The organism is Phascolarctobacterium succinatutens, from assembly GCF_958453765.1.
Classification (GTDB): domain Bacteria; phylum Bacillota; class Negativicutes; order Acidaminococcales; family Acidaminococcaceae; genus Phascolarctobacterium_A; species Phascolarctobacterium_A succinatutens_B.
The window spans coordinates 54154-74217 of the sequence record NZ_CAUDZA010000008.1 but is presented as its reverse complement, the minus strand read 5'-3'; the positions used below and the strand labels follow the sequence as shown (position 1 = coordinate 74217).

Sequence of the window (20064 nt, the reverse complement as noted above, 5' to 3'; positions counted from 1 at the left end):
AGTGTTGGGGTATTGACTTAATCCAAGTCAATACCCCAACACTTATTATAGAACCCACATTCTTCAAGCAAATGACGTAATTTCATCGATTCAACCTTAGAAACAACTGTCAAAAGCACATTGGTATTCTCACCGCTATAGGCACCTATGCCCTTAATTTTAGTTACACCGCGATGCACAGCAGCAAAAATAACCTCTTCTACCAAATCTATTTTAGTAATTACTATCATCGTTACCGTAATACTGGGTAGATAAGCCTTATCCAGAACAACGGAAGTAATCACAGCAAAGAAGATGGAGTAGACTGCCGCAGCTACATCATATAATAGAATACAGCTGCCAAAGACAAAGATATTAATAATATTGAAGACCTTGCCTACACTCATATTGTGATACCGGTGCATCAGCAGCAGTCCCAAAATGCCCTCACCGCCGCCGCTGCCCTTGCTCATCAGCGTCATACCGCATCCCAGGCCGCACAGAATACCGCCTGCCAGACAAGCCGTAATCGTATCAGGCAGATAATTATATTCCGCAACAGGCACAAGACTCAGCAATACGCTGTAGCTTGTGATGCAGACAGCAGATTTTACTAAAAAATCCTTGCCGAACTTGCGTATAGCCAGCAGCATCAAGGGTATATTCAGGAGAAAATAGATAATGCCGATATAGTTATCGGTAACAAAGCTCAGTCCCAGGACGTTTCTCATAAAATATCCCAGCAGCTGTGCTATCCCTAAAAAACCTCCATTATAAAGATTACATGGCAAAATGAACATATTAAAGCCGATGGAATATACCAGCGAGCCGCCTATAATCAGGCACAGGGACTTCAGGGAAAGAAATTGTTTCAGATAGGTAACAGCCTTCATGCTACAGCCTCCTTTGCCGACTGACGGGGAAGGGGGTTGATTAATAACTACTATTATAATAACCTAAAATTTTCTGTTTGCGTATTAACCAAGTAAAAAAAGCACTTTTTTTATATCCAAATAAGTAAAATGCTAAAGTCTTTACAATTTTTTCTGCTTAATTTTTGTAAATCAGACAAAATCGTCATAATTTCGCCATATACTGCCTTTATAATAAAAGCAACAAAGGTAAACAACCACTTTAAGAAAGAAGGTGCCAAATATGATGACAACATTAACCAGGTATATGAAGAAAACCACAGCAATTGCTATGGCTGCCATGGTGCTTTCTCTGCCGCTGGCAAGCGTAGCATCCGCTCACGAAAGGCACGATGCTCCGCCACCGCGTCATTCAGACCGCTATGACAGACATGACCGCTACGACAAGCGTCATAAGGATGATAACTACGTAACGAAAAAGGACAGCAACAAGAAAGCTACCACCAGCTTTATCATCGGCGCTGTACTCGGTGCGGTAATTGCCAAAAACACCTGATTAACATACTCCTTTCATACTCATTACTCATACACAAAAAGAGCTGCAGTTTCACACTACACAAGGTAGTGCAACTGCAGCTCTTTCAATTTTTACTATATATTATATGTAACAGAAGAATCCTCAGCTGATTACATATCACGGCTGGCGATAATATCTACACCAAGGCCGAGAATATCCTTAACTACAACGTCACCGGTTTTAATCGGAGCGGTAACCTTTACGGTGCGCAGGAAGCGTGCGCAGTCCATGATACGTTCCTTCGGCAGTACGTTAGCGGATACTACAGGCAGCAAAGGCAGCATACCGCCTTCTACAGCAACGGTAGAGGTCAGCATGCGCTTCGGAGCAGTAACTTCATCGTTAGCATATTTAGCGCCACGCGGGCAGGTGTTGCCGGTAACATTGGTAACTGCACCATTTTCAATGGTAACAGTCATCTCGCAGCCCATAGGGCACATAATGCAGTTCATAACACGAGTTTCAACAGCCATTTTATACCCTCCTTACAGCACCAGACCTACGGTAACTTCGTCACCGATCTGGGCAAATTTGGCAGCCGGAATTTCTACGGCAATCATTTCACTGGGCTTTGCTACGGGCAGAGGACGGCTCAACAGAACGTTATCACCGCTCTTAACCTCCAGCTTAACTTTGCGGTGCGGTGCAGCAACACGCATGAACAGCTTAACCTTCTCGTCAGCAGGAATTTCTGCAGGCATGGTCAGCTTCTGCGGTACGCAGGTACGTACGCCGTCAATAGCCTTCACGGTTACGGTACGGTTTTCAGTTGCCATTTTCTCCTGAGCCTTCAGAGCAGCATATTTGCCTGCAATTTCAGCTTCTTCGGATACGAAGTCAACCAGGTCATGTACGTGTACTACGTTGCCGGCAGCAAAGAAACCGTCTAAGCTGGTTTCACGATGCTGGTCAACAACCGGACCATTAGTCAGCGGGTTCATTTCCAGATCCAGGCCGCGGGACAGCTCGTTTTCGGGAATCAGACCTACAGACAACAGTACGGTATCGCACTCGATATCAAATTCGGTACCCGGAATCGGAGTCATGCGCTCGTCAACCTTAGCAACGGTGATACCGGTTACGCGCTCTTCACCATGAATAGCAACGATGGTGTGGGAGAGGTACAGAGGAATATCATAGTCGTTCAGGCATTGAACGATATTACGGGTAAGACCGTTGGAGAAGGGGCAGATTTCCAGGCAAGCCTGAACCTTGCAGCCTTCCAGGCTCATACGACGGGCCATAATCAGGCCGATATCGCCACTGCCGAGGATAACAATTTTGTGACCCGGCAGATAGCCTTCCATATTAACCATGCGCTGAGCAGCACCGGCAGTGAAAACGCCAGCCGGACGCTCGCCCGGAATACGGATAGCGCCACGGGTACGCTCACGGCAGCCCATGGTCAGGATAACAGTTTTGCCTTCCAGCTTCAGCAGACCTTTTTCCGGATTAACAGCAATAACAGTTTTATTGTTTTGTACATCTAATACCATGGTATCAACCAGGGTTTCGATTTCAGGTTTATCAGCAACGAGCTCGATGCAGCGATGTGCATAGCCGGGACCGGTCAGCTCTTCCTTGAAGTGATGCAGACCGAAGCCATTGTGAATGCACTGTTGCAGGATACCGCCGAGTTCGCGGTCACGCTCGATAACAACGATTTTTTTAGCACCATTCTGCCATGCGCTATAAGCAGCAGACAGACCGGCAGGGCCACCGCCAACAATAATTACATCATATAATTGGTTCATTATTATTCCTCCCCGCCATCTGCAGAATATTTTTCGTAGAACATATTGGAATCAGTACGTTCTTTTAATACTTCAGGAACAGAAATGTTCAGCTCGCGTGCCAGAATCTGGGTAACACGCGGACCGCAGAAGCCACCCTGGCAACGGCCCATGCCTGCACGAGTACGGCGTTTTACACCGTCAACAGTGCGTGCGCCTACAGGAGAATTGATTGCTTCTACAATTTCGCCCTCGGTAACAGTTTCGCAACGGCAGATTACGCGGCCGTACAGATTGTCTTCGGCAATCTTGGCAACCTTTTCATCAGCAGTCATATAGTTGAATGCTTTATGCTTCGGCAGAGCAGCCTTGAAGTTAGCCTTCTTGGCAGCGCCGCTTACACGGGCAATTTCATTGGCAATCAGCTCACCAACAGCAGGAGCTGCGGTCAGACCGGGAGATTGCATACCGGCAGCATTGTACAGGCCTTCAACCTTTTCGGAAGGACCGAGTACGAAGTCACCGGTGCTGGAAACGGCACGCAGGCCAGCAAATTCGGTAATAGCTGCGCCCATCGGCAGGTTCGGAATCAGCTTCTTGGCAGAAGCAATGATTTCATTCATGCCGGCAGTGGTAACAGCCTTATCTTCTTTGGAATCCTGCTCATTAGCGTTAGGACCGATGAAGGTGTTGCCGTGGGTAGTAGTGCAAACCAGAATACCTTTGGATTTTTTGGTCGGGGTGGGGAATACCACGCCGTAAACCAGACTGCTGCAGGCAGTCTTATCAAACAGAATATATTCGCCCTTACGCGGAGTGATGGTAAAGGTATCATCACCGGCCAGCTTAGCGATTTCGTCAGCATAAACACCGGCAGCATTAACCACATATTTAGCAGCAATAGTGCCTTTATTGGTTTCTACACCGGTAATTTTGCCGTCTTCCTTAACGAAGCCCAGTACCTTGCAGTCGCGGATAACTTCTGCACCGTTTTGTACAGCGCATTGAGCGAAAGCAATAGCAGCACCGAACGGCCAGCATACGCCGGCACTCGGAGCCCACAGAGCACCCTTGACAGTGGTCAGGTTAGGCTCCTGCTCAAGAACTTCTTCTTTAGACAGGATTTGCAGGCCTTCAACGCCGTTCTTTTTACCGCGTTGCAGCAGCTCCTGCAGAGTCTGCATTTCCTCGTCGGTGGTTGCAGCAACCAGGGAACCGGTCCATTTAATATCCAGGTCCAGTTCGTTTTGCAGCTCGTGGTACAGAGCGTTGCCACGAACGTTGGTAATAGCTTTGAGACTGCCGGTAGGAGCGTCAAAGCCAGCATGAAGAATTGCACTGTTAGCTTTAGTAGTGCCGATAGCGATGTCCGGCTCTTTTTCCAGCAGAACGCATTTCAGGTCATACTTGGAAAGCTCGCGCAATACAGCAGTACCTACAATGCCGCCACCAATAACGACTACATCAGCAGATTTTACAAATTCCATTCCGTCACTTCCTTGCTGAATTTTCTCATAAAAATACAACTAAATTTTATCACAAATCTGCAAAAAATAGAAGAGGGAAGCGAAAATAAAAAGTCCATGGTGGGACATGATATGCCCCAAAGACATTTCCTTCATTATATACAAAAAAACTGCTGCCATTTCAGTCTTACTGTAAGCAAAACTAAAAATGGCAACAGCCTGAAATTCTATTCTCTCTTCTTCACAAACCATCTCAGCGGCAGCTTTTTCTCCAGCCAGCCGATAAAGATATCCGAAAGCGGTGTTAGCAGAATCCAGCTTAAAACAAGCAGAACAAAGGAAACAGAGCCTACAAAAACATCCGTAAACCAATGCGCACCGCCCATGATGCGGGGCAGAGAGAAAATAATAAATACAGCCAGCGCTTTAACGAAAGCGTCCTTGCCGATATATTTCCACATATACACAGCAAATATCAACAGCATCATGCCATGATCGCCGGGAAAACTGCTGCCGGAGCGATCCTTGGCAGGCCAGCCGCTCAGCTGGCTAACCCAGTTTACATTGTGATACAGCTGGTCAAAATAGACTGAAGCACTTGCGCGGTCAATCGGCAGTAATTTATCAAACTGCTTAATAATTACCGCACTTACCAACATGGCAACGCCGATACAGAACAGCCAGCGCTTGCCTTCAACATTGCTTTTGCGGTAATAGCTGTAAAAAATCGCCAACATCGCCACAAAGGCAACCACATCAAAGGCACGCAGATTAACAAAAGCGATAAAATAAGTAAAGGCCGTTCCCTGCGCCAGCTTCTGATTAAAGAAATAAAAGACACTTTGGTCCAGCGCCAGCCAAGGTCCGTGATAGCCGGCGGTAGGGGTGCTTGCCAGCCAGCTTCCCAAAAGCAGTGCTCCCACGATATTACAGATAATTATCCAAATCAGGTTATTTTTCTTCATATAATCTCCTCGTATTTCAATATCACTGTTCCTCAGATATCACCTAAAGTTCAGTTAACAAATTTACGTAAATATGATACCATATTCTTGAGGAATATATAAGTCTTTTATGTAGATTTTTCCCATCAGCTTCCAAAGGAGGGAGAACTATGCGCAAGCTGCTTTTACTGTTAACCTGCTTACTGATGTGCTCCTGCAGTGCGTTGGCGCTCGCTGCAGATAAAACTAAGGCTGCCGATGATCCGGACGCAATCAAACCGATTGCAATCATCAGCGCTGCCGAAATGAACAAACGCCTGCAGGTCGGCAATAGCGAAGACCTGTTATATGTAAAAATCAAGGAAGACAGGGTAGAGGTTTATCAAGGTCTGGCAGCAGACCGCTCTTTGCGTAAGCAGTTGATTTTAACCATGCCCAATACAGAAATGCTGCGCTTATATACCAACAACAAGGCAACCTTTGCGCAGATGAACAAAATGCTCAGCGATTACGAAAGCTCCAACGCCAACTTCAACGGCTATAAGATTATCACCGATAAGGATACGCCGAAAAAGCTGGAAAACGGCGGTAAAATCTATCGCCTGTGGTTCATGAAGATTGAACGCGAAAAGCAAAGCCGCAGGGGTGGCTGGAACTTCCCGATCGGCATAGGTATCGGCATCGGCGGCGGCCATCACCACGGACCCTGGATTGGAGTAGGGTGGTAAAAAGTATATCGTATATATTACAAAGAGTGTACTAAGCTATTTTGCGACTTAGTACACTCTTTTATTCATAGCCAGTATTACAATCTCAAGAAGTTTTGCGATTACTACCTCAAACTTCCCACACGTAAAAAGCCAATAGACCTTTGAAAACTGATTTTCGGTGTGGGAAGTTTGAGTTAATAAATATTAACCTCTAAGTCCTATTTGCCTAGCAACTTTTTTTATCTGTAAAACAAAAGAATCGTTACTTCGTCCTTTTCCTTCCAAACTGTTTATTGGTGTAGCGGCCCATCGATAAATTTGCTCTATACTCCCATAACCTCTTTTAAACAATACAGCATATTTTGCACAATTCTCTTTAGTAGGTGCATCAGATAAAATAATTTTTAATTGTTCGTCAGTCCATGGTTTTCCTTTATTAGCAACATCATATTGATCTTCATGATCTTTCTGATAGTCAATCAAAACCTTTTTTACAAATTGAATTTTCGTATCTAATGAAGAATCATCCAATTCTAAATCCAGTAATTTATAAATTTCTAATTTATAATCTTGTTTTTTCATCATTTACCTCTAAATAAACTTTTACTATTCCGTCATTACGCATTTCTGAATGTACTATTTAAGTATTATCATCTAATGTTAAAAATAGATACATCAAAATAATCATCTCCTTGCAATACATTCATTTTAGCATATCTATATAGCTTTAGCAATTAAAACAAGCGTAGACCTTCCTAAACATAAAAAGAGATACTGTGCGCACAAGCAAAAAAGACCTGCAGCCTCACTCCTTTGCAAAACTAAAATAAAAAAGCCTTCGTTTATCCATACCGCATTTTCATTATGCAGTAAGGGACGAAAGCAAACTTCGTGGTACCACCCAATTTCACTGCTACCTCACGATAGCAGCCTCCTCAAGTACGCCGGACTAAGCCATTAATACTTCAGCACTGTAACGGGTGCGCCCGGACGACCTAAACTTACGCTTCAGCCAATCAGCTCCAAGACCATCTTCGGCAAAGTCTCCTGCGCTTCCTTGCACCAAACGGAAGCTCTCTGTGGCAGTACTCCTTGCGTACTCTTCTTTTCATCGCTCGTATATGAACTTGTGAGTAAAAATATACAACTTGTCAAAGCATCTGTCAACAACAAACAGGAAATTTTTTCTTAAAGCCTAATATTTTAGTAGATTTGTAAACGATGTTACACAATTCACTTACTTATACAACTGCTATTCAGGCCCCTGCAACAGAAATATTATTTTTATTTTACATTTCTTCATTATGGCGCCCAAAAATGTAATAAAAAGTGTAAATTTACCTATTAACAAACTAGGCTTTATCATGTAAATTATCAAGCAACATCACACAGGCAATGCTTGTTGACTTTGTTTCACACAGTAAAAAATTTACAATATCATGCTAAACAGGTGAGAAGATGGCAGCGAAAAAATGCAGTAACGTGCATAAACTAGCTTCTGGCAGTCCTGATGAAATATCCGGTATCTTGCCGCCTGACCTTGAAAGGAGAAGATGACACTATGGAATTTGCAACAAAATGTACTCACGAAATCGGTGCAACTGACGCAACCGGTGCCTGTCTGGGAGCACTTGATGCCTGGCTCGTTATCTGCGGCATCAAAACTCTGCCGCTGCGTATGGAGCAGCACCAGAAAAACGCTTTTGCCATTGCCAAATGGCTGCAGGAGCAACCGCGTGTACAATACGTTTTATATCCCGGTCTGGAAAATCATCCCGGTTATGAAATCAACAAAGCGCAGACCACCGGCTTCGGCGGCATGATTTCCTTTGCTGTAGACAGCGCCGAAACAGCACGCCAAATTTTGGAAGGCGTCAAGCTCATCAAATTTGCCGAAAGCCTTGGCGGTACAGAAAGCCTGATAACCTATCCGATTCGCCAGACGCATACCGACCTTACTGTCGAAGAATGTGCTGAAAAGGGGATTACGGATTGTCTGCTGCGCTTCTCTACAGGCATTGAAGCAACGCAGGATCTGATTGACGATTTGGCGCAAGCCTTCGCTGCAGTAAAATAATTTATACAAATAAAGTTTGGTGATAGACTATGACTAAATATGATTTTGACAAAATAATCAACAGACGTAATACAGACTGCCTAAAATACGATTTTGCCATCCAGCGTGGCCGTCCGGCAGACGTTTTACCTTTTTGGGTGGCAGATATGGATTTTCCTATTGCCCGGGAAATACAGGAAGCACTTATTGAACGCTGCCAGCATGCCATCTTCGGCTATAGCGAAAGTACAGAAGCATATTTTCACGCTGTCCGCGACTGGTATACTAAGCATTTTAACTGGAGCCCCAAAGCAGAATGGCTCACCAAAACTCCCGGCATAGTTTTTGCCCTTGCTATGGCAGTAAAGGCCTTCACCCAAAACGGTGAGGGCGTACTTGTACAGCAACCGGTTTACTATCCTTTCAGCGAGGTTATCGAGGATAATGAGCGCAAGCTGATTAATTCACCTCTTATTCTGAAAAACGGTCATTATGAAATGGACTTTGCCGATTTAGAAGAAAAGATCGTCGCCAACAATGTTAAGCTGATGCTTTTATGCTCACCGCATAACCCCGTAGGCCGTGTTTGGACTCGCGCTAAGCTGCAAAAAGTGGGTGATATCTGCCTTAAGCATGGTGTAATTACCGTAAGTGATGAAATTCACGGTGATTTCGTCTGGGGAAATAACTCTCAGACAGTTTTTGCCAGTTTAGGTAAGCAATATGAGCAAAATTGCGTAATCTGCACTGCTCCCAGCAAAACCTTCAATATTGCCGGCCTGCAGGTATCCAATATCTTCATTCCCAACAAAAATTTACGCCGCCGCTTCCGCAAGCAGGTAGCGGCAGCAGGCTATAGCCAGGTAAACACCTTAGGCCTTGTTGCCTGCCAGGCAGCCTACACTTATGGCGAAGATTGGCTGCAGCAGGTTAAGGCTTATATCGAAGATAACATTGAATTTGTTGATGCTTATCTGAAGCAGAACCTGCCACAGATTAAGCTGCTCCGGCCTGAGGGGACATATCTGATTTGGCTTGATTGCAGCGCCTTAGGCCTTACAGCTGCCGAACGTGAGCAGTGGCTCTGGCATAAAGCACACCTCTGGCTTGACGGCGGCGGTATCTTCGGCAAAGAGGGAGAAGCCTTTGAACGTATCAACGTTGCCTGCCCTCGTGTGCTATTATTACAGGGCCTTGAGCAGCTGAAGCAAGCTGTTCATGAATTAAATTAAATTTATTAATTCTATTCTTTCTACGATGTAACTGAAAAAACTGCTGCCTTCTTTGTAGCAAAAGTGAAGGCAGCAGCTTATTTTTATTTTCGCTATACCTTTGCAGGTTCATTATTCCGTCTTGTAAATTGACGCCGATTTGTATATAATGCAAATAAGCTATCCTATGCTTGTTTGCTGTAACGCTCTTATCGGAGCAGATAAAACAGAGGAACAAATTGGTTTTAAAGCTATAATAAAATATAATAAACTTGATTTTTACGCTTTTGCCGCTATGCAAAAGCCTAATGAAGCAGGAAGGGAGCATTATATGAAACGTGAACAAATAGCAAAAAACATTGTTGCTGATCTCAGGGAGCTGGCAGCCTTAACCTCTGATGCAGACGGTGCACACCGCATTGCCTGGACACCTACATTCAAGAAAGCAACGGAATGGTTTGCTAAAAAGATGCAGGCCGCAGGTGCCGAGGTCTGGACAGATGCCGCAGGCAACAGCTGGGCAAAATTTGCCGGCGCCAGCGAGGAGTGTATTGTTATCGGCAGCCATCTCGATTCCGTACCTGACGGAGGCTGGCTCGACGGCGCTTTAGGCGTTGTAGCAGGCATGGGTATCGGTGCCTACGGTCTGGCAGATAAAAAGCCTGCCAAAACTCTTTACGTTGTCGGCTGGGCTGACGAAGAGGGTGTTGCCTTCGGTAAAAGCTGTCTTGGCAGCAGTTCTGTCAGCGGCATTGTCACGAGCAAAGATGTGCTACCCTTAATCCATCAGGAAAACGGCCGCAGCTTCAGCGATGTCTGGCAGGAATACGGCCTTGATGCCAACAGAATAGGTGAGGCACACACAGCCTTTGCCAAGCTGCCGGTTAAAGCTTACCTGGAGCTGCACATCGAGCAGGCACCGCTGCTGGCTTTAGCCAAAAAAAGCGTAGCCTGCGTTTACGGCGTCTGCGGCTGCAACCGCCAGTACATCACCTTCCGCGGTCAGCAGGGACATTGCGGTTCTCCTGTTGCCCTGCGTCAGGATGCCTTTATTGCGGCAGCGCAGACCACCCTTGACTTACGTGAAATTGCGCTTAAATATGATTCCTATTGCACTGTCGGCAATATCGAGGTAAAGCCTGACCTGACTACTATTTCTCCTGGCTATTGCCGCATTTCGCTGGACCAGCGCAGCATTAAGCCGGAAACAATGCAAACGATAGTTGCAGAAGCCAAGGCTGCGGCGCAGAAGCATGCACAGGAGGGTAAGCTCACTGTAGAGTTTGAGCCTATCTGGCATGCTGAACCGATTCTGTTTGATGAACAGCTGGTAGAGGACTGCAACGCTGCCGTAGAGGAGGAAACAGGTGCAAGACACATCATGTATTCCGCACCGCTGCATGATGCCGTGCCTCTAAATGCCGTTGTACCTTCGGTAATGATGTTCGCTCAGTCCGATCCCGGTATTTCTCACTGCAAGGAAGAAAATACCCCACAGCCGCAGCTGGAGGAGGCAATCCGTGCCTTCATTCGTCTGGCGGAAAAAGAGCTGAGAACTAGCTTTGCAGAGTAAGCACTAAAGTCCGCTGCAACCTTGCAACAAAGTAATTTTATATTTTTATACGACAAAAGCAGCTTCTGTGATGCAGAAGCTGCTTTGCTTTTTATACGGCATATTTATTTTATTAAATCCTTCAGCCCGCGTATCCGCATAACCTTCCAGGTAAAGCACAGACTGCGCAGCGACTGGTCCAAAAACATCGGTACCCAGGCGCCAACAATACCCAGCTTGCAATAATAGATAAAGAAGGCTGTCATCAATGGACGCAGAACGGTAATCAACACAAAGGAATAGACGGCTACAGCAGTAGTCTGGCCGCTGCCACGCAATATACCTGCAGTAATAATCGTATGCCCCTGCGGTATGCAAACTGCTGCCACCCAGAACATTACCGTCTCACTGAGAGCAAGTGCCTGCGCATCCTGCGAATAAATGCTGAAAATCGGCACGCGTGCGGCATACAGGATAATAAAAGAGGCAACGGAAAGTCCCAGGCCCCATTTAAAGCCTATACTGCGGCAGCGCTTCCAGGTTGCATAATCAGCGGCACCGCGCATCTGCCCGGCAAGCACCATATTAGCCTTACCGAAGCCGAAGATAAAATCATAAGAAAAATCACAGATATTATAGCAAATGCTGTGTACTGCATAAGGCAGAGTACCAAGACGCGCAGTCATCCAGCCATAGGCCAACATACCGATGCGTTCCGCTCCCAGCTCACTGAAAACACCGCCGAATACCGGCATAAATTCCCGCCAAAATACTTTGTCCGGCAGCTGCAGCAGACCGTCACTGAAAAAGCCCTCATGCTTCATAATCCAGACGGTGATACCAAGAGTACACAGAGAGCCGATAATCGTGCTGATTGCCGCACCACGCACACCCCAGCCGGCAAAGCTGCCAAAGCCTGTAATGAGAAAATAATTGCAGACGATATTCACTACATTGCCGACAATATTGCTTTTCATAATAGCGCTTGTCCGGCCTACGCCTAACAAGGTTCCCTGTAACAAGAGTGACAGGGAGTTTAGCAGTACCGCAGCAACAGCAATATTGCCGTAAGCCAGTGCCAGCTCCAAATAGTCGCTCTGCGCGCCCATCAGCACCACCAGCTTCTCAAAAAAGCCGTAAAATAGCAGATGCAGCACTACAAGCAGGATACTGCTGACAGTAAAGCTTTGGCGCAGCAAAACCTTAATAGCAGGATATTTCCCTGACCCGAATTTATTCGCTGTCAGAATCGTAACGGCAGATGCCAGTGAGCGTGATACCGTCAGCAGCACCAGGCGCAGCGGCAAAAAAATGCTTACCGCAGCAATGGCCTTAGCACCCAATACGCCTACCATAATCAAATCAGCCGCAGCCAGAAAGGTCATAAAAATGCCCTCCAACGCAGCGGGGAGGGCAATACGCAAATATTTACCTGTTAATGAATCATTAAAGCTCTTCATTTTCTAGAAAACATATACGTTAAAACAAATAAACAAATTTATTCAGCATCCTCTTCATGATGGATTGCTGCCAAAGAAACAACCTTGTCATCATCATTCAAGGTCATCAGCTTTACGCCCTGAGTATTACGGCCATATTGGGAAATCTGGTCCACATCGGTACGGATAATCAGACCGGCCGCGGTAATCATCATGATTTCCTGCGCCGGGTTAATAACCTTCATACCAATCACAAGACCGGTTTTTTCGGTAATCTTCATGTTGATGATACCTTTGCCGCCGCGAGTCTGCTTACGGTATTCCTTAACCTCAGTACGCTTGCCCATGCCGAATTCGGTTGCCGTCAGTACCTCGGAATCCTCATCGGAAACGCTGTCCATAGCTACAACCTCATCGCCGTAGTTAAGGGAAATACCCTTTACACCGTGCGCGGTGCGTCCCATGGTACGTACATCCTGCTCATCGAAGCGGATGGCAATACCGTTACGGGTTGCCAAAATAATTTCGCTGTTTCCGTCAGTCAGCTCTACACCGATCAGGTCCTCATCATCGTCCAGATTAATAGCAATCATGCCGTTTTTGCGGACGCTTTCCAGATCCTTGAGGTTGATTTTCTTGACAGTACCCTTATTGGTAGCCATAAACATGTACTGCTCTTCTCTGAATTCCTTCACCGGAATAACAGCTGTAATCTTTTCACCAGGCATCAGTGCCAGCAGATTGATAATAGCTGTGCCCTTGGCAGTGCGGCTTGCTTCCGGGATTTCATAGCCCTTCTGGCGATATACACGGCCACGGTTGGTAAAGAAGAGAATGTTATGGTGAGTAGTGGAGAGGAAGAGATGCTCTGCTGAATCATCAATCTTCTTGCCGCTGCCGCCGGTTTTGCCTACGCCACCGCGTTTTTGGCTGCGGAAGTTATCCAAAGTCTGGCGTTTGATGTAGCCCTGATGGCTGATGGTTACAACGATATCCTCTTCGGCAATCAGATCCTCGATATCCATTTCGGAGCTGTCGATAGAAATTTCGGTACGACGCTCGTCGCCAAAGCGCTTCTTCATTTCCTGCAGGTCTTCCTTGATAATGTTCATAACCTTATGCTCATCTGCCAATACGCTTTCCAGCCAGTCAATAGTTTCCAGCAGGTCGGCATATTCTTCGTCAATCTTCTTGCGCTCCAGGCCGGTCAGGCGCTGCAGACGCATATCCAGAATAGCCTGTGCCTGACGCTGGCTCAGTTTAAAGTTTTCCATCAAAGCGGTGCGGGCAATTTCTGCTGTTGCGCTGCCGCGGATGGTGCTGATTACAGCATCAATATTATCCAGGGCAATCTTCAAGCCCTCTAAGATGTGAGCTCTGTCCTTAGCCTTGCCCAGCTCGTAGCGTGTACGTCTGGTAATAACGTCCTTCTGGTGCTCCAGATAGTATTCCAGCACCTGCTTAAGGTTCAGGACACGCGGCTGGCCGTTAACCAGCGCCAGCATGATGATACCAAAGGAGCTCTGCAGGGCGGTATGCTTGTACAGACGGTTGAGAACAACGTCAGGTACAGCATCACTCTTAAGCTCAACAACAATCTTCATGCCGTCTTTAAGGCTGGAGAAGTCATCAACCTTAGTAATGCCTTCGATTACGCCGTCCTTAGCCAGGTTAGCAATATCCTTAATCAGGTTAGCTTTATTAACCTGGTAGGGGATTTCGGTAATAACGATATGGTGCTTGCCCTTGTTGGCAGGCACAATTTCAGCCTTGGCGCGGATTTTTACTACGCCGCGGCCGGTGTTATAAGCGCTGGTAATGCCTTCCTTGCCCAAAATGCAGGCACCGGTTGGGAAGTCAGGGCCTTTGATAGCCGTCATCAGCTGCGGAATTTCTACATCAGGGTTATCAATCAGCATAACAAGGCCGTTAACAACCTCGCACAGATTGTGCGGCGGAATGTTAGTAGCCATACCTACCGCAATACCGGCACTGCCGTTAATCAGCAGAGCAGGGACCTTAGAAGGAAGTACGCTGGGCTCCTTTAAGGATTCATCATAGTTAGGTACAAAATCAACTGTATCCTTTTCGATATCCTCGAGCATTGCCTCAGCAATTTTAGCCATACGTACCTCGGTATAACGCATTGCTGCCGGACTGTCGCCGTCAATACTGCCGAAGTTACCATGGCCGTCTACCATCAGATAGCGGGTAGAGAAATCCTGCGCCAGGCGCACGATTGCATCATATACAGAAATATCACCATGAGGGTGATATTTACCTAAAACGTCACCGACGATACGAGCGGATTTTTTATAGGGCTTCGTCGGAGTCATGCCTGCTTCCTGCATTGCGTATAAAATACGGCGATGTACAGGCTTCAGACCATCGCGGACATCAGGTAAAGCACGTTGGATGATAACGCTCATCGCATAATCGATATAGGATTTTTGCATTTCCTCTTCGATATATACGGGAAGAACTTTACCAGTGGTATTTTCTAAATCCACTTTATCACCTTTCCTTTACAAAAAACAATATCACAACCAGATAACCGGGGCAGAGTGCCTCAGCACAGGTTATTTTAATAATATCTCATAAACCTGCTTGCCAATCAGCAGGGTAGTAACCAGTAAATACAAGGGACGCACATAGGAATCACCCTTTTTAATCGCCAGACGGGTACCGACAACAGCACCGGCAATCATTGCCGCAGCCATAATCAGGCCGTAGCTCCAGATAATTGTGCCGCTAACAGCGAAGGATACAAGAGCACCAACGCCGCTGGCAAAATTCAACGCCTTGGCATTACCGGCAGCCGTTACAAAGTCATAGCCCAAATATAAAAAGCCAAAAATCAGGAAGGAGCCTGTACCGGGACCGAAGAAGCCATCATAAAAGCCCATGGCAAACGCCATGACGATGGCACCGATTAAAGCCTGCATACCAAGCTTTTCTATCGTACCGGCATCGCCCCAATCCTTACGGCGATAGGTATAAACAGCAACAGCAACCAAAAGCACGACGATGATATTTTTCATCAGCTGCTCCGGCAGCAGATAAACTACGTAGGCACCTAAGGCTGAACCGATAAAGGAAAGCGGCATCAGCGTAAAGGCTGCCTTTTTTATTTTACCGGCGCGCCAAAAGGAGAGCACGCTGGTAAAGCAGCCGATAGAGGCTGCCAGCTTGTTTGTTCCCAAAGCATAGGGAACAGGCAAGCCCAGGCTCAACAGGGCAGGGGTGGAAATTAAACCGCCGCCGCCAACTGTTGAATCAATAAACGAAGCTATAAAGCCTGAAACTATCAGGAAAATAACTGTCGTTGCATCTAAATTCGCCACAAAAGTTTCCAAAAAAATCCCCTCATTCCGGTGCGTAGTGGTTAGTTGTTAGTAGTTAGCTTTAGGTTGCCGGTATATAATGCTGACGACCTTCACTATACACTATTTACTAATAACTGCTTACTATTCACTATTCACTTTTAACTATTTACTGCCTTCCGCCCAACGGATATAGAGTCCTAAAGCACCGCTGTGACAGGTGCAGCAGATTTTTTCGGCACCTTCCAGCACCTCATTGCTGATAGCATAAGGATAGAGCTGACGCAGCGTTGCCTGCTGCAAGGGCCAGCGCACGCCAGTAAAATCTACTGTCGTGCTTTCGCTTAAGGGCAGCAATGAAACAGCTTCCGCCGCTGCCTGCAGCTTCAGCTCTACGCTTTCGCCCTCTGTCAGCAGCAGCATAAATTCCTTGTCATCCGCCAGTATAACACGGCAGTCACGCTGCTTTTTTACTCCCAGCAGAGTATAGACGTTGCTGTATAAATGGTCGAAGCGTCCGCCCCAGATGCCGCTGGCAAGAATATCTCCCTCAGGCAGATTGTGCAGCAAAAGCTGTAAATCGGTATCATCCTTGGCGGGATTGAAGCTGTGCACCGCAGTACCTGCAGCGCGCGCCTGCTGATAAACAGCCTGTGACGAGCTGTCGCAGTCACCGAACAGCTCCGCCGGCACACAGCTGGCTGCAAGGCAATACTCAGCGCCGCGGTCGGCGCAGTAAATTTTCTTGCCGCTGCTAATGCTGTGCAGCCACTCAGTTTTTGGTCTGCGTCCGCCTGCAACCACCAGCAAAGTGTCAGCAGGGAAAAGAGCAGCAGCGTGATGTTTCACGTGAAACATTACACGCAGCTCCAGCTCAGGCAGTACAAAAAGCTTGTCAGCCATTATTTTTTCGCTACAGCGACAGGCTTAATCACAATTTGGCCGTTTTCCTTAAGAACCTTCCAGGTGCAGTCACCATTCTTGTTTTTCAGCCATTCCATGCTGATTTCTAGAAGAAAACGATTCAGGCGCTCCTGTGCATCTTCCGGCAGCAGCAGCTCCTTTTTAGCAGGTGCCTTAGCACCTTTCAATTTGCTTTGCTTAACCTTTTCATCAGCATACATGCCGTTTTCAAAAGTCAGCTCCTCGCTGAAGCCCTTCAGCATATCTACATCGGAAAGTCCTTTTTTTATCTTAACCATTTTAAGCACCTCTTTTTATGCAACAATCAGGCTTACAAGTCCAGGTTACGAACCTTCTTCGCATTGTCCTCGATAAACTGACGGCGCGGCTCAACCTTATCGCCCATCAGAATGGAGAAAATGCGGTCTGCTTCCGCAGCATCCTCTAGATGAACCTGCAGAATAGTACGTGCAGCAGGATCCATAGTTGTTTCCCACAGCTGGCCGGGGTTCATCTCGCCTAAGCCTTTGTAACGCTGTACATACGGGTTAGTATCGCGGCCAACCTCGTCGAGGATTTGCTGCAATTCTTCATCGCTGTAAGCGTAGTAATGCTGCTTCTGGTTTTTACGGATTAAATACAGCGGCGGCTGTGCAATAAACACATGGCCTTCCTTAATCAAGGGCTGCATATAACGGTAGAAGAAGGTCAACAGCAGCGTACGGATATGCGCACCGTCGACGTCGGCATCTGTCATAATAATAATCTTGCCATAACGTGCCTTGTCCAAATTGAAGTCATCGCCGATACCGCAGCCAAAGGCAGTAATCATATTGCGGATTTCTTCACTGCTCAGCACCTTATCAAGACGTGCCTTTTCAACATTAAGGATTTTACCGCGCAACGGCAAAATAGCCTGGAAATCACTGTTACGTCCCTGTTTGGCACTGCCGCCTGCGGAGTTACCTTCGACCAGATAAATCTCGGTATCCTCAACGTTACGGCTCTTGCAGTCAGCCAGCTTGCCGGGAAGTCCGCCAAGATCCATAGCGTTCTTACGGCGTGTCAGCTCACGTGCCTTGCGTGCTGCCAGACGGGCGCGTGCAGCAATAATAGCCTTTTCCACCAGCTTTTTGGCAACCTGCGGATTTTCCTCCATAAACTCGGCCAAAGTATCACCGACCAAGTTATCAACGATAGGCATAACCTCGCTGTTGCCCAGCTTAATCTTCGTCTGGCTTTCAAACTGCGGGTTCTGCACCTTCAGGCTCAGAACTGCAGTTAAACCCTCACGTACATCATCACCGCTCAACGCATCCTCGTTTTCTTTGAGCATATTGGTTTTACGCGCATAAGCATTAATTGTGCGGGTCAACGCCTTACGGAAGCCGCTGAGATGAGTACCGCCTTCCTCGGTGTTGATGTTGTTGACATAGGTAAAAATATTCTCGCTGTAGGTATCGCAATATTGCATTGCAACCTCAACGATAACAGCGTTCTTTTCACCCTCCAGATAAATCGGCTTCGGATTAATTTTATCCTTATCCTTATCCATAAATTCAACGTATTCGATAATACCGCCGGCGAAATGGAAGGTTTCACTCTTATCCTCCGCACGCTCATCGGTCAGGGAAATAGTAATGCCCTTATTCAAAAAGGCCAGCTCTCGAATACGCAGACGCAGAGTATCATAGCTGTATTCCGTTTCCGTAAAAATGGTAGCATCCGGTTTGAAATGTACTGTGGTACCGGTAGTTTCACAATCGCCCTTTTCATAGAGCTTTTTCGAGGTTTTGCCCTTAGCAAACTCAATGCCGTAGCATTTGCCGCCGCGGCGCACCTCAACCTCCATGTGCTCACTCAAAGCGTTAACGCAGGTAACACCGACACCATGCAGACCGCCGGAAACCTTATAGCCGCCGTCACCGAACTTACCGCCTGCATGCAATACTGTCATGATAACCTCAACAGCAGGCTTCTTTTCCTTTTTCATCATATCCACGGGAATGCCACGGCCGTTATCGATAACCGTAATGCTGTTATCCTTATGGATAATTACCTTGATATCACTGCAGTAGCCGGCCAAAGCCTCGTCAATACTGTTGTCCACAACCTCATACACCAGATGGTGCAGACCGCGGGATGACGTACTGCCGATATACATAGCAGGTCTTTTGCGTACAGCCTCCAGGCCCTCTAAAACGTGAATCTGTTCCGCGTTATAGTTACCCTTGACCGCTGTAGCTTCTTCAATATCAATATCCTGGGTCATATTTACCTCCGTTTTAAAATTTCTAAATTAGTATAGGCAGCGCCGTCCAGAAAACCTGTTTCAGCGCGTTTTTTCAAAGTCACCGAAGAAATCGAGGACAAATACATCGTATCATTGGTCAGAACGCAGCTGTAATAGCCTTCGCCGCCGGAAGCATCGACAACCTTATAGCGGGAGCCGTACTTCTTGACGAAATCGTCATAAACCACTGACTGAGGGTGATTCAAATTAAAAATAGCGATTATTTCACTGTTTTTTACCATGTAATCTACTCCCAAATGCAGATACACCCTGATCCCTCCTTAAATAAGTCAAAGCATTTTCATACAGTGCAAGGGTAATATCCTCAGGCTGCTTTTCCAGCAGAAACATTACCGCCAGCAAACTTTCCTTCTTATCGGCAAAGCCGCAGCGCACCAGTTCAAAATAGTAGCTTTGTAAGTTTTCCTTTACAGCCGTAAATAATATTTTATCACATTTATAGTAGGCCAGACAATCTTCATACTTCAGCCAGGGCTGAATCCGCAGCAGCTCCGCCAGCTTGCTGCGCAGCTCCTCGCGCTGCTCGCGCTCGCAGACGCTGCACATATCCAGGCCCTTGCGCATTTGGGCACCGCATACGGGGCATTTGGTATATTCCGCAGGCGGGGCAGGCGGCTCGGCCTGCTTTTCCTTTTGCTGCTGCTTTCTGAAAAAGCTGCCGGTATGAAAATAAACCTTTTTGATCAGCACGCGTCCCAGCAAAAAGGAGTTGATTTTTTGCAGAAACAGCTGCTGCATCATATACAGCTCGTTGGCCAGCATGCTGTTGGCCGTGCGCACATAAAGCTCGCTGCCGCTGATTTTTTCGATAGCACAGCTGCGCGCCAGATTTTCGCCAACAATCTCCGTCCATCTGCTTTCCAGATAATGCTGCAGATAGGCCAGCTTGATTTCCGGCGAAATATAAGCCTTTTTATAGGTACGGCGCGGATCAAACAAACGACGGATAACCTCCTCCGCAGCCTCTAAATTCTCAGCATACATA

19 protein-coding genes and 1 other annotated feature are annotated in these 20064 nt (G+C 46.7%); of the genes, 5 read left to right on the top strand and 14 right to left on the bottom strand.

All coding sequences use genetic code 11. From position 1 onward, the window contains the following. Nucleotides 1–17: 17 nt before the first annotated feature. On the bottom strand, nt 18–872 hold the full coding sequence (locus Q7Q81_RS05055; RefSeq protein WP_304274109.1) for a YitT family protein: 855 nt from the start codon (nt 870–872) through the stop codon (nt 18–20). Nucleotides 873–1134: 262 nt separating this feature from the next. Here Q7Q81_RS05055 and Q7Q81_RS05050 point away from each other — a divergent pair, with 262 nt between their 5' ends. Further along, nucleotides 1135–1407, top strand: a complete 273-nt coding sequence (locus Q7Q81_RS05050) for a hypothetical protein (protein WP_304274107.1) — start codon at nt 1135–1137, stop codon at nt 1405–1407. A gap of 131 nt (nt 1408–1538) precedes the next feature. Here Q7Q81_RS05050 and Q7Q81_RS05045 read toward each other — a convergent pair whose 3' ends face one another. From Q7Q81_RS05045 to Q7Q81_RS05030, 4 genes are all read right to left on the bottom strand, one after another. Beyond that, nucleotides 1539–1901, bottom strand: coding sequence for a DUF1667 domain-containing protein (locus tag Q7Q81_RS05045; RefSeq protein WP_021720113.1), 363 nt, complete (start codon nt 1899–1901; stop codon nt 1539–1541). A gap of 12 nt (nt 1902–1913) precedes the next feature. Further along, complete coding sequence (locus Q7Q81_RS05040; RefSeq protein WP_009145285.1) at nt 1914–3182, bottom strand: NAD(P)/FAD-dependent oxidoreductase; 1269 nt, start codon at nt 3180–3182, stop codon at nt 1914–1916. 2 nt (nt 3183–3184) lie between these two features. Continuing rightward, entirely contained in the window at nt 3185–4648 is a 1464-nt protein-coding gene (locus tag Q7Q81_RS05035) for an NAD(P)/FAD-dependent oxidoreductase (RefSeq protein WP_304274105.1), read from the bottom strand. Between the two features lie 206 nt (nt 4649–4854). Further along, the gene (locus Q7Q81_RS05030) at nt 4855–5592 is read right to left on the bottom strand and encodes a phosphatase PAP2 family protein (protein ID WP_304274103.1); all 738 of its coding nucleotides are present in this window, start codon (nt 5590–5592) and stop codon (nt 4855–4857) included. A 149-nt stretch (nt 5593–5741) separates the two neighbouring features. Between Q7Q81_RS05030 and Q7Q81_RS05025 the strand changes: the two genes are divergently transcribed. Beyond that, entirely contained in the window at nt 5742–6299 is a 558-nt protein-coding gene (locus Q7Q81_RS05025; RefSeq protein WP_304274101.1) for a hypothetical protein, read from the top strand. A 186-nt stretch (nt 6300–6485) separates the two neighbouring features. Here the strand turns inward: Q7Q81_RS05025 and Q7Q81_RS05020 are convergent, their stop codons facing one another. Then, on the bottom strand, nt 6486–6863 hold the full coding sequence (locus Q7Q81_RS05020; protein WP_304080852.1) for a hypothetical protein: 378 nt from the start codon (nt 6861–6863) through the stop codon (nt 6486–6488). 287 nt (nt 6864–7150) lie between these two features. Beyond that, nucleotides 7151–7402, bottom strand: a binding site (T-box leader). Nucleotides 7403–7842: 440 nt separating this feature from the next. Between Q7Q81_RS05020 and Q7Q81_RS05015 the strand changes: the two genes are divergently transcribed. From Q7Q81_RS05015 to Q7Q81_RS05005, 3 genes are all read left to right on the top strand, one after another. Further along, entirely contained in the window at nt 7843–8358 is a 516-nt protein-coding gene (locus Q7Q81_RS05015; protein WP_304274099.1) for a PLP-dependent transferase, read from the top strand. 29 nt (nt 8359–8387) lie between these two features. Next, entirely contained in the window at nt 8388–9569 is a 1182-nt protein-coding gene (locus tag Q7Q81_RS05010) for a MalY/PatB family protein (RefSeq protein ID WP_304274097.1), read from the top strand. Between the two features lie 310 nt (nt 9570–9879). After that, a complete protein-coding gene (locus Q7Q81_RS05005) occupies nt 9880–11121 on the top strand; it encodes a hydantoinase/carbamoylase family amidase (protein ID WP_304274095.1) in 1242 nt (413 codons plus the stop codon). Nucleotides 11122–11225: 104 nt separating this feature from the next. Here the strand turns inward: Q7Q81_RS05005 and Q7Q81_RS05000 are convergent, their stop codons facing one another. From Q7Q81_RS05000 to Q7Q81_RS04965, 8 genes are all read right to left on the bottom strand, one after another. Beyond that, nucleotides 11226–12560 (bottom strand): MATE family efflux transporter, encoded by a 1335-nt coding sequence (locus Q7Q81_RS05000; protein ID WP_304274093.1) that lies wholly within the window; start codon nt 12558–12560, stop codon nt 11226–11228. 38 nt (nt 12561–12598) lie between these two features. After that, the gene (gene gyrA / locus Q7Q81_RS04995; RefSeq protein ID WP_304075495.1) at nt 12599–15049 is read right to left on the bottom strand and encodes a DNA gyrase subunit A; all 2451 of its coding nucleotides are present in this window, start codon (nt 15047–15049) and stop codon (nt 12599–12601) included. Between the two features lie 69 nt (nt 15050–15118). Continuing rightward, nucleotides 15119–15895, bottom strand: coding sequence for a TSUP family transporter (locus tag Q7Q81_RS04990; RefSeq protein ID WP_304274091.1), 777 nt, complete (start codon nt 15893–15895; stop codon nt 15119–15121). A gap of 132 nt (nt 15896–16027) precedes the next feature. Beyond that, nucleotides 16028–16765 carry a thiamine diphosphokinase gene (locus Q7Q81_RS04985; RefSeq protein WP_304274089.1) on the bottom strand — a complete coding sequence of 246 codons (738 nt, stop codon included), beginning with the start codon at nt 16763–16765 and terminating at the stop codon, nt 16028–16030. Next, nucleotides 16765–17064: a hypothetical protein gene (locus Q7Q81_RS04980; RefSeq protein ID WP_304274086.1), complete on the bottom strand. Its 300-nt coding sequence runs from the start codon at nt 17062–17064 to the stop codon at nt 16765–16767. The genes Q7Q81_RS04985 and Q7Q81_RS04980 overlap by 1 nt, the downstream gene beginning before the upstream one ends. Nucleotides 17065–17096: 32 nt before the next feature. Continuing rightward, nucleotides 17097–19037 carry a DNA topoisomerase (ATP-hydrolyzing) subunit B gene (gene gyrB / locus Q7Q81_RS04975; protein WP_304274084.1) on the bottom strand — a complete coding sequence of 647 codons (1941 nt, stop codon included), beginning with the start codon at nt 19035–19037 and terminating at the stop codon, nt 17097–17099. A gap of 2 nt (nt 19038–19039) precedes the next feature. Next, nucleotides 19040–19300, bottom strand: a complete 261-nt coding sequence (gene remB / locus Q7Q81_RS04970) for an extracellular matrix regulator RemB (RefSeq protein ID WP_293391107.1) — start codon at nt 19298–19300, stop codon at nt 19040–19042. Continuing rightward, the gene (locus tag Q7Q81_RS04965; RefSeq protein ID WP_304274082.1) at nt 19284–20063 is read right to left on the bottom strand and encodes a DUF721 domain-containing protein; all 780 of its coding nucleotides are present in this window, start codon (nt 20061–20063) and stop codon (nt 19284–19286) included. Before Q7Q81_RS04965 ends, remB begins: the two co-directional genes overlap by 17 nt. Nucleotide 20064 lies beyond the last annotated feature (1 nt).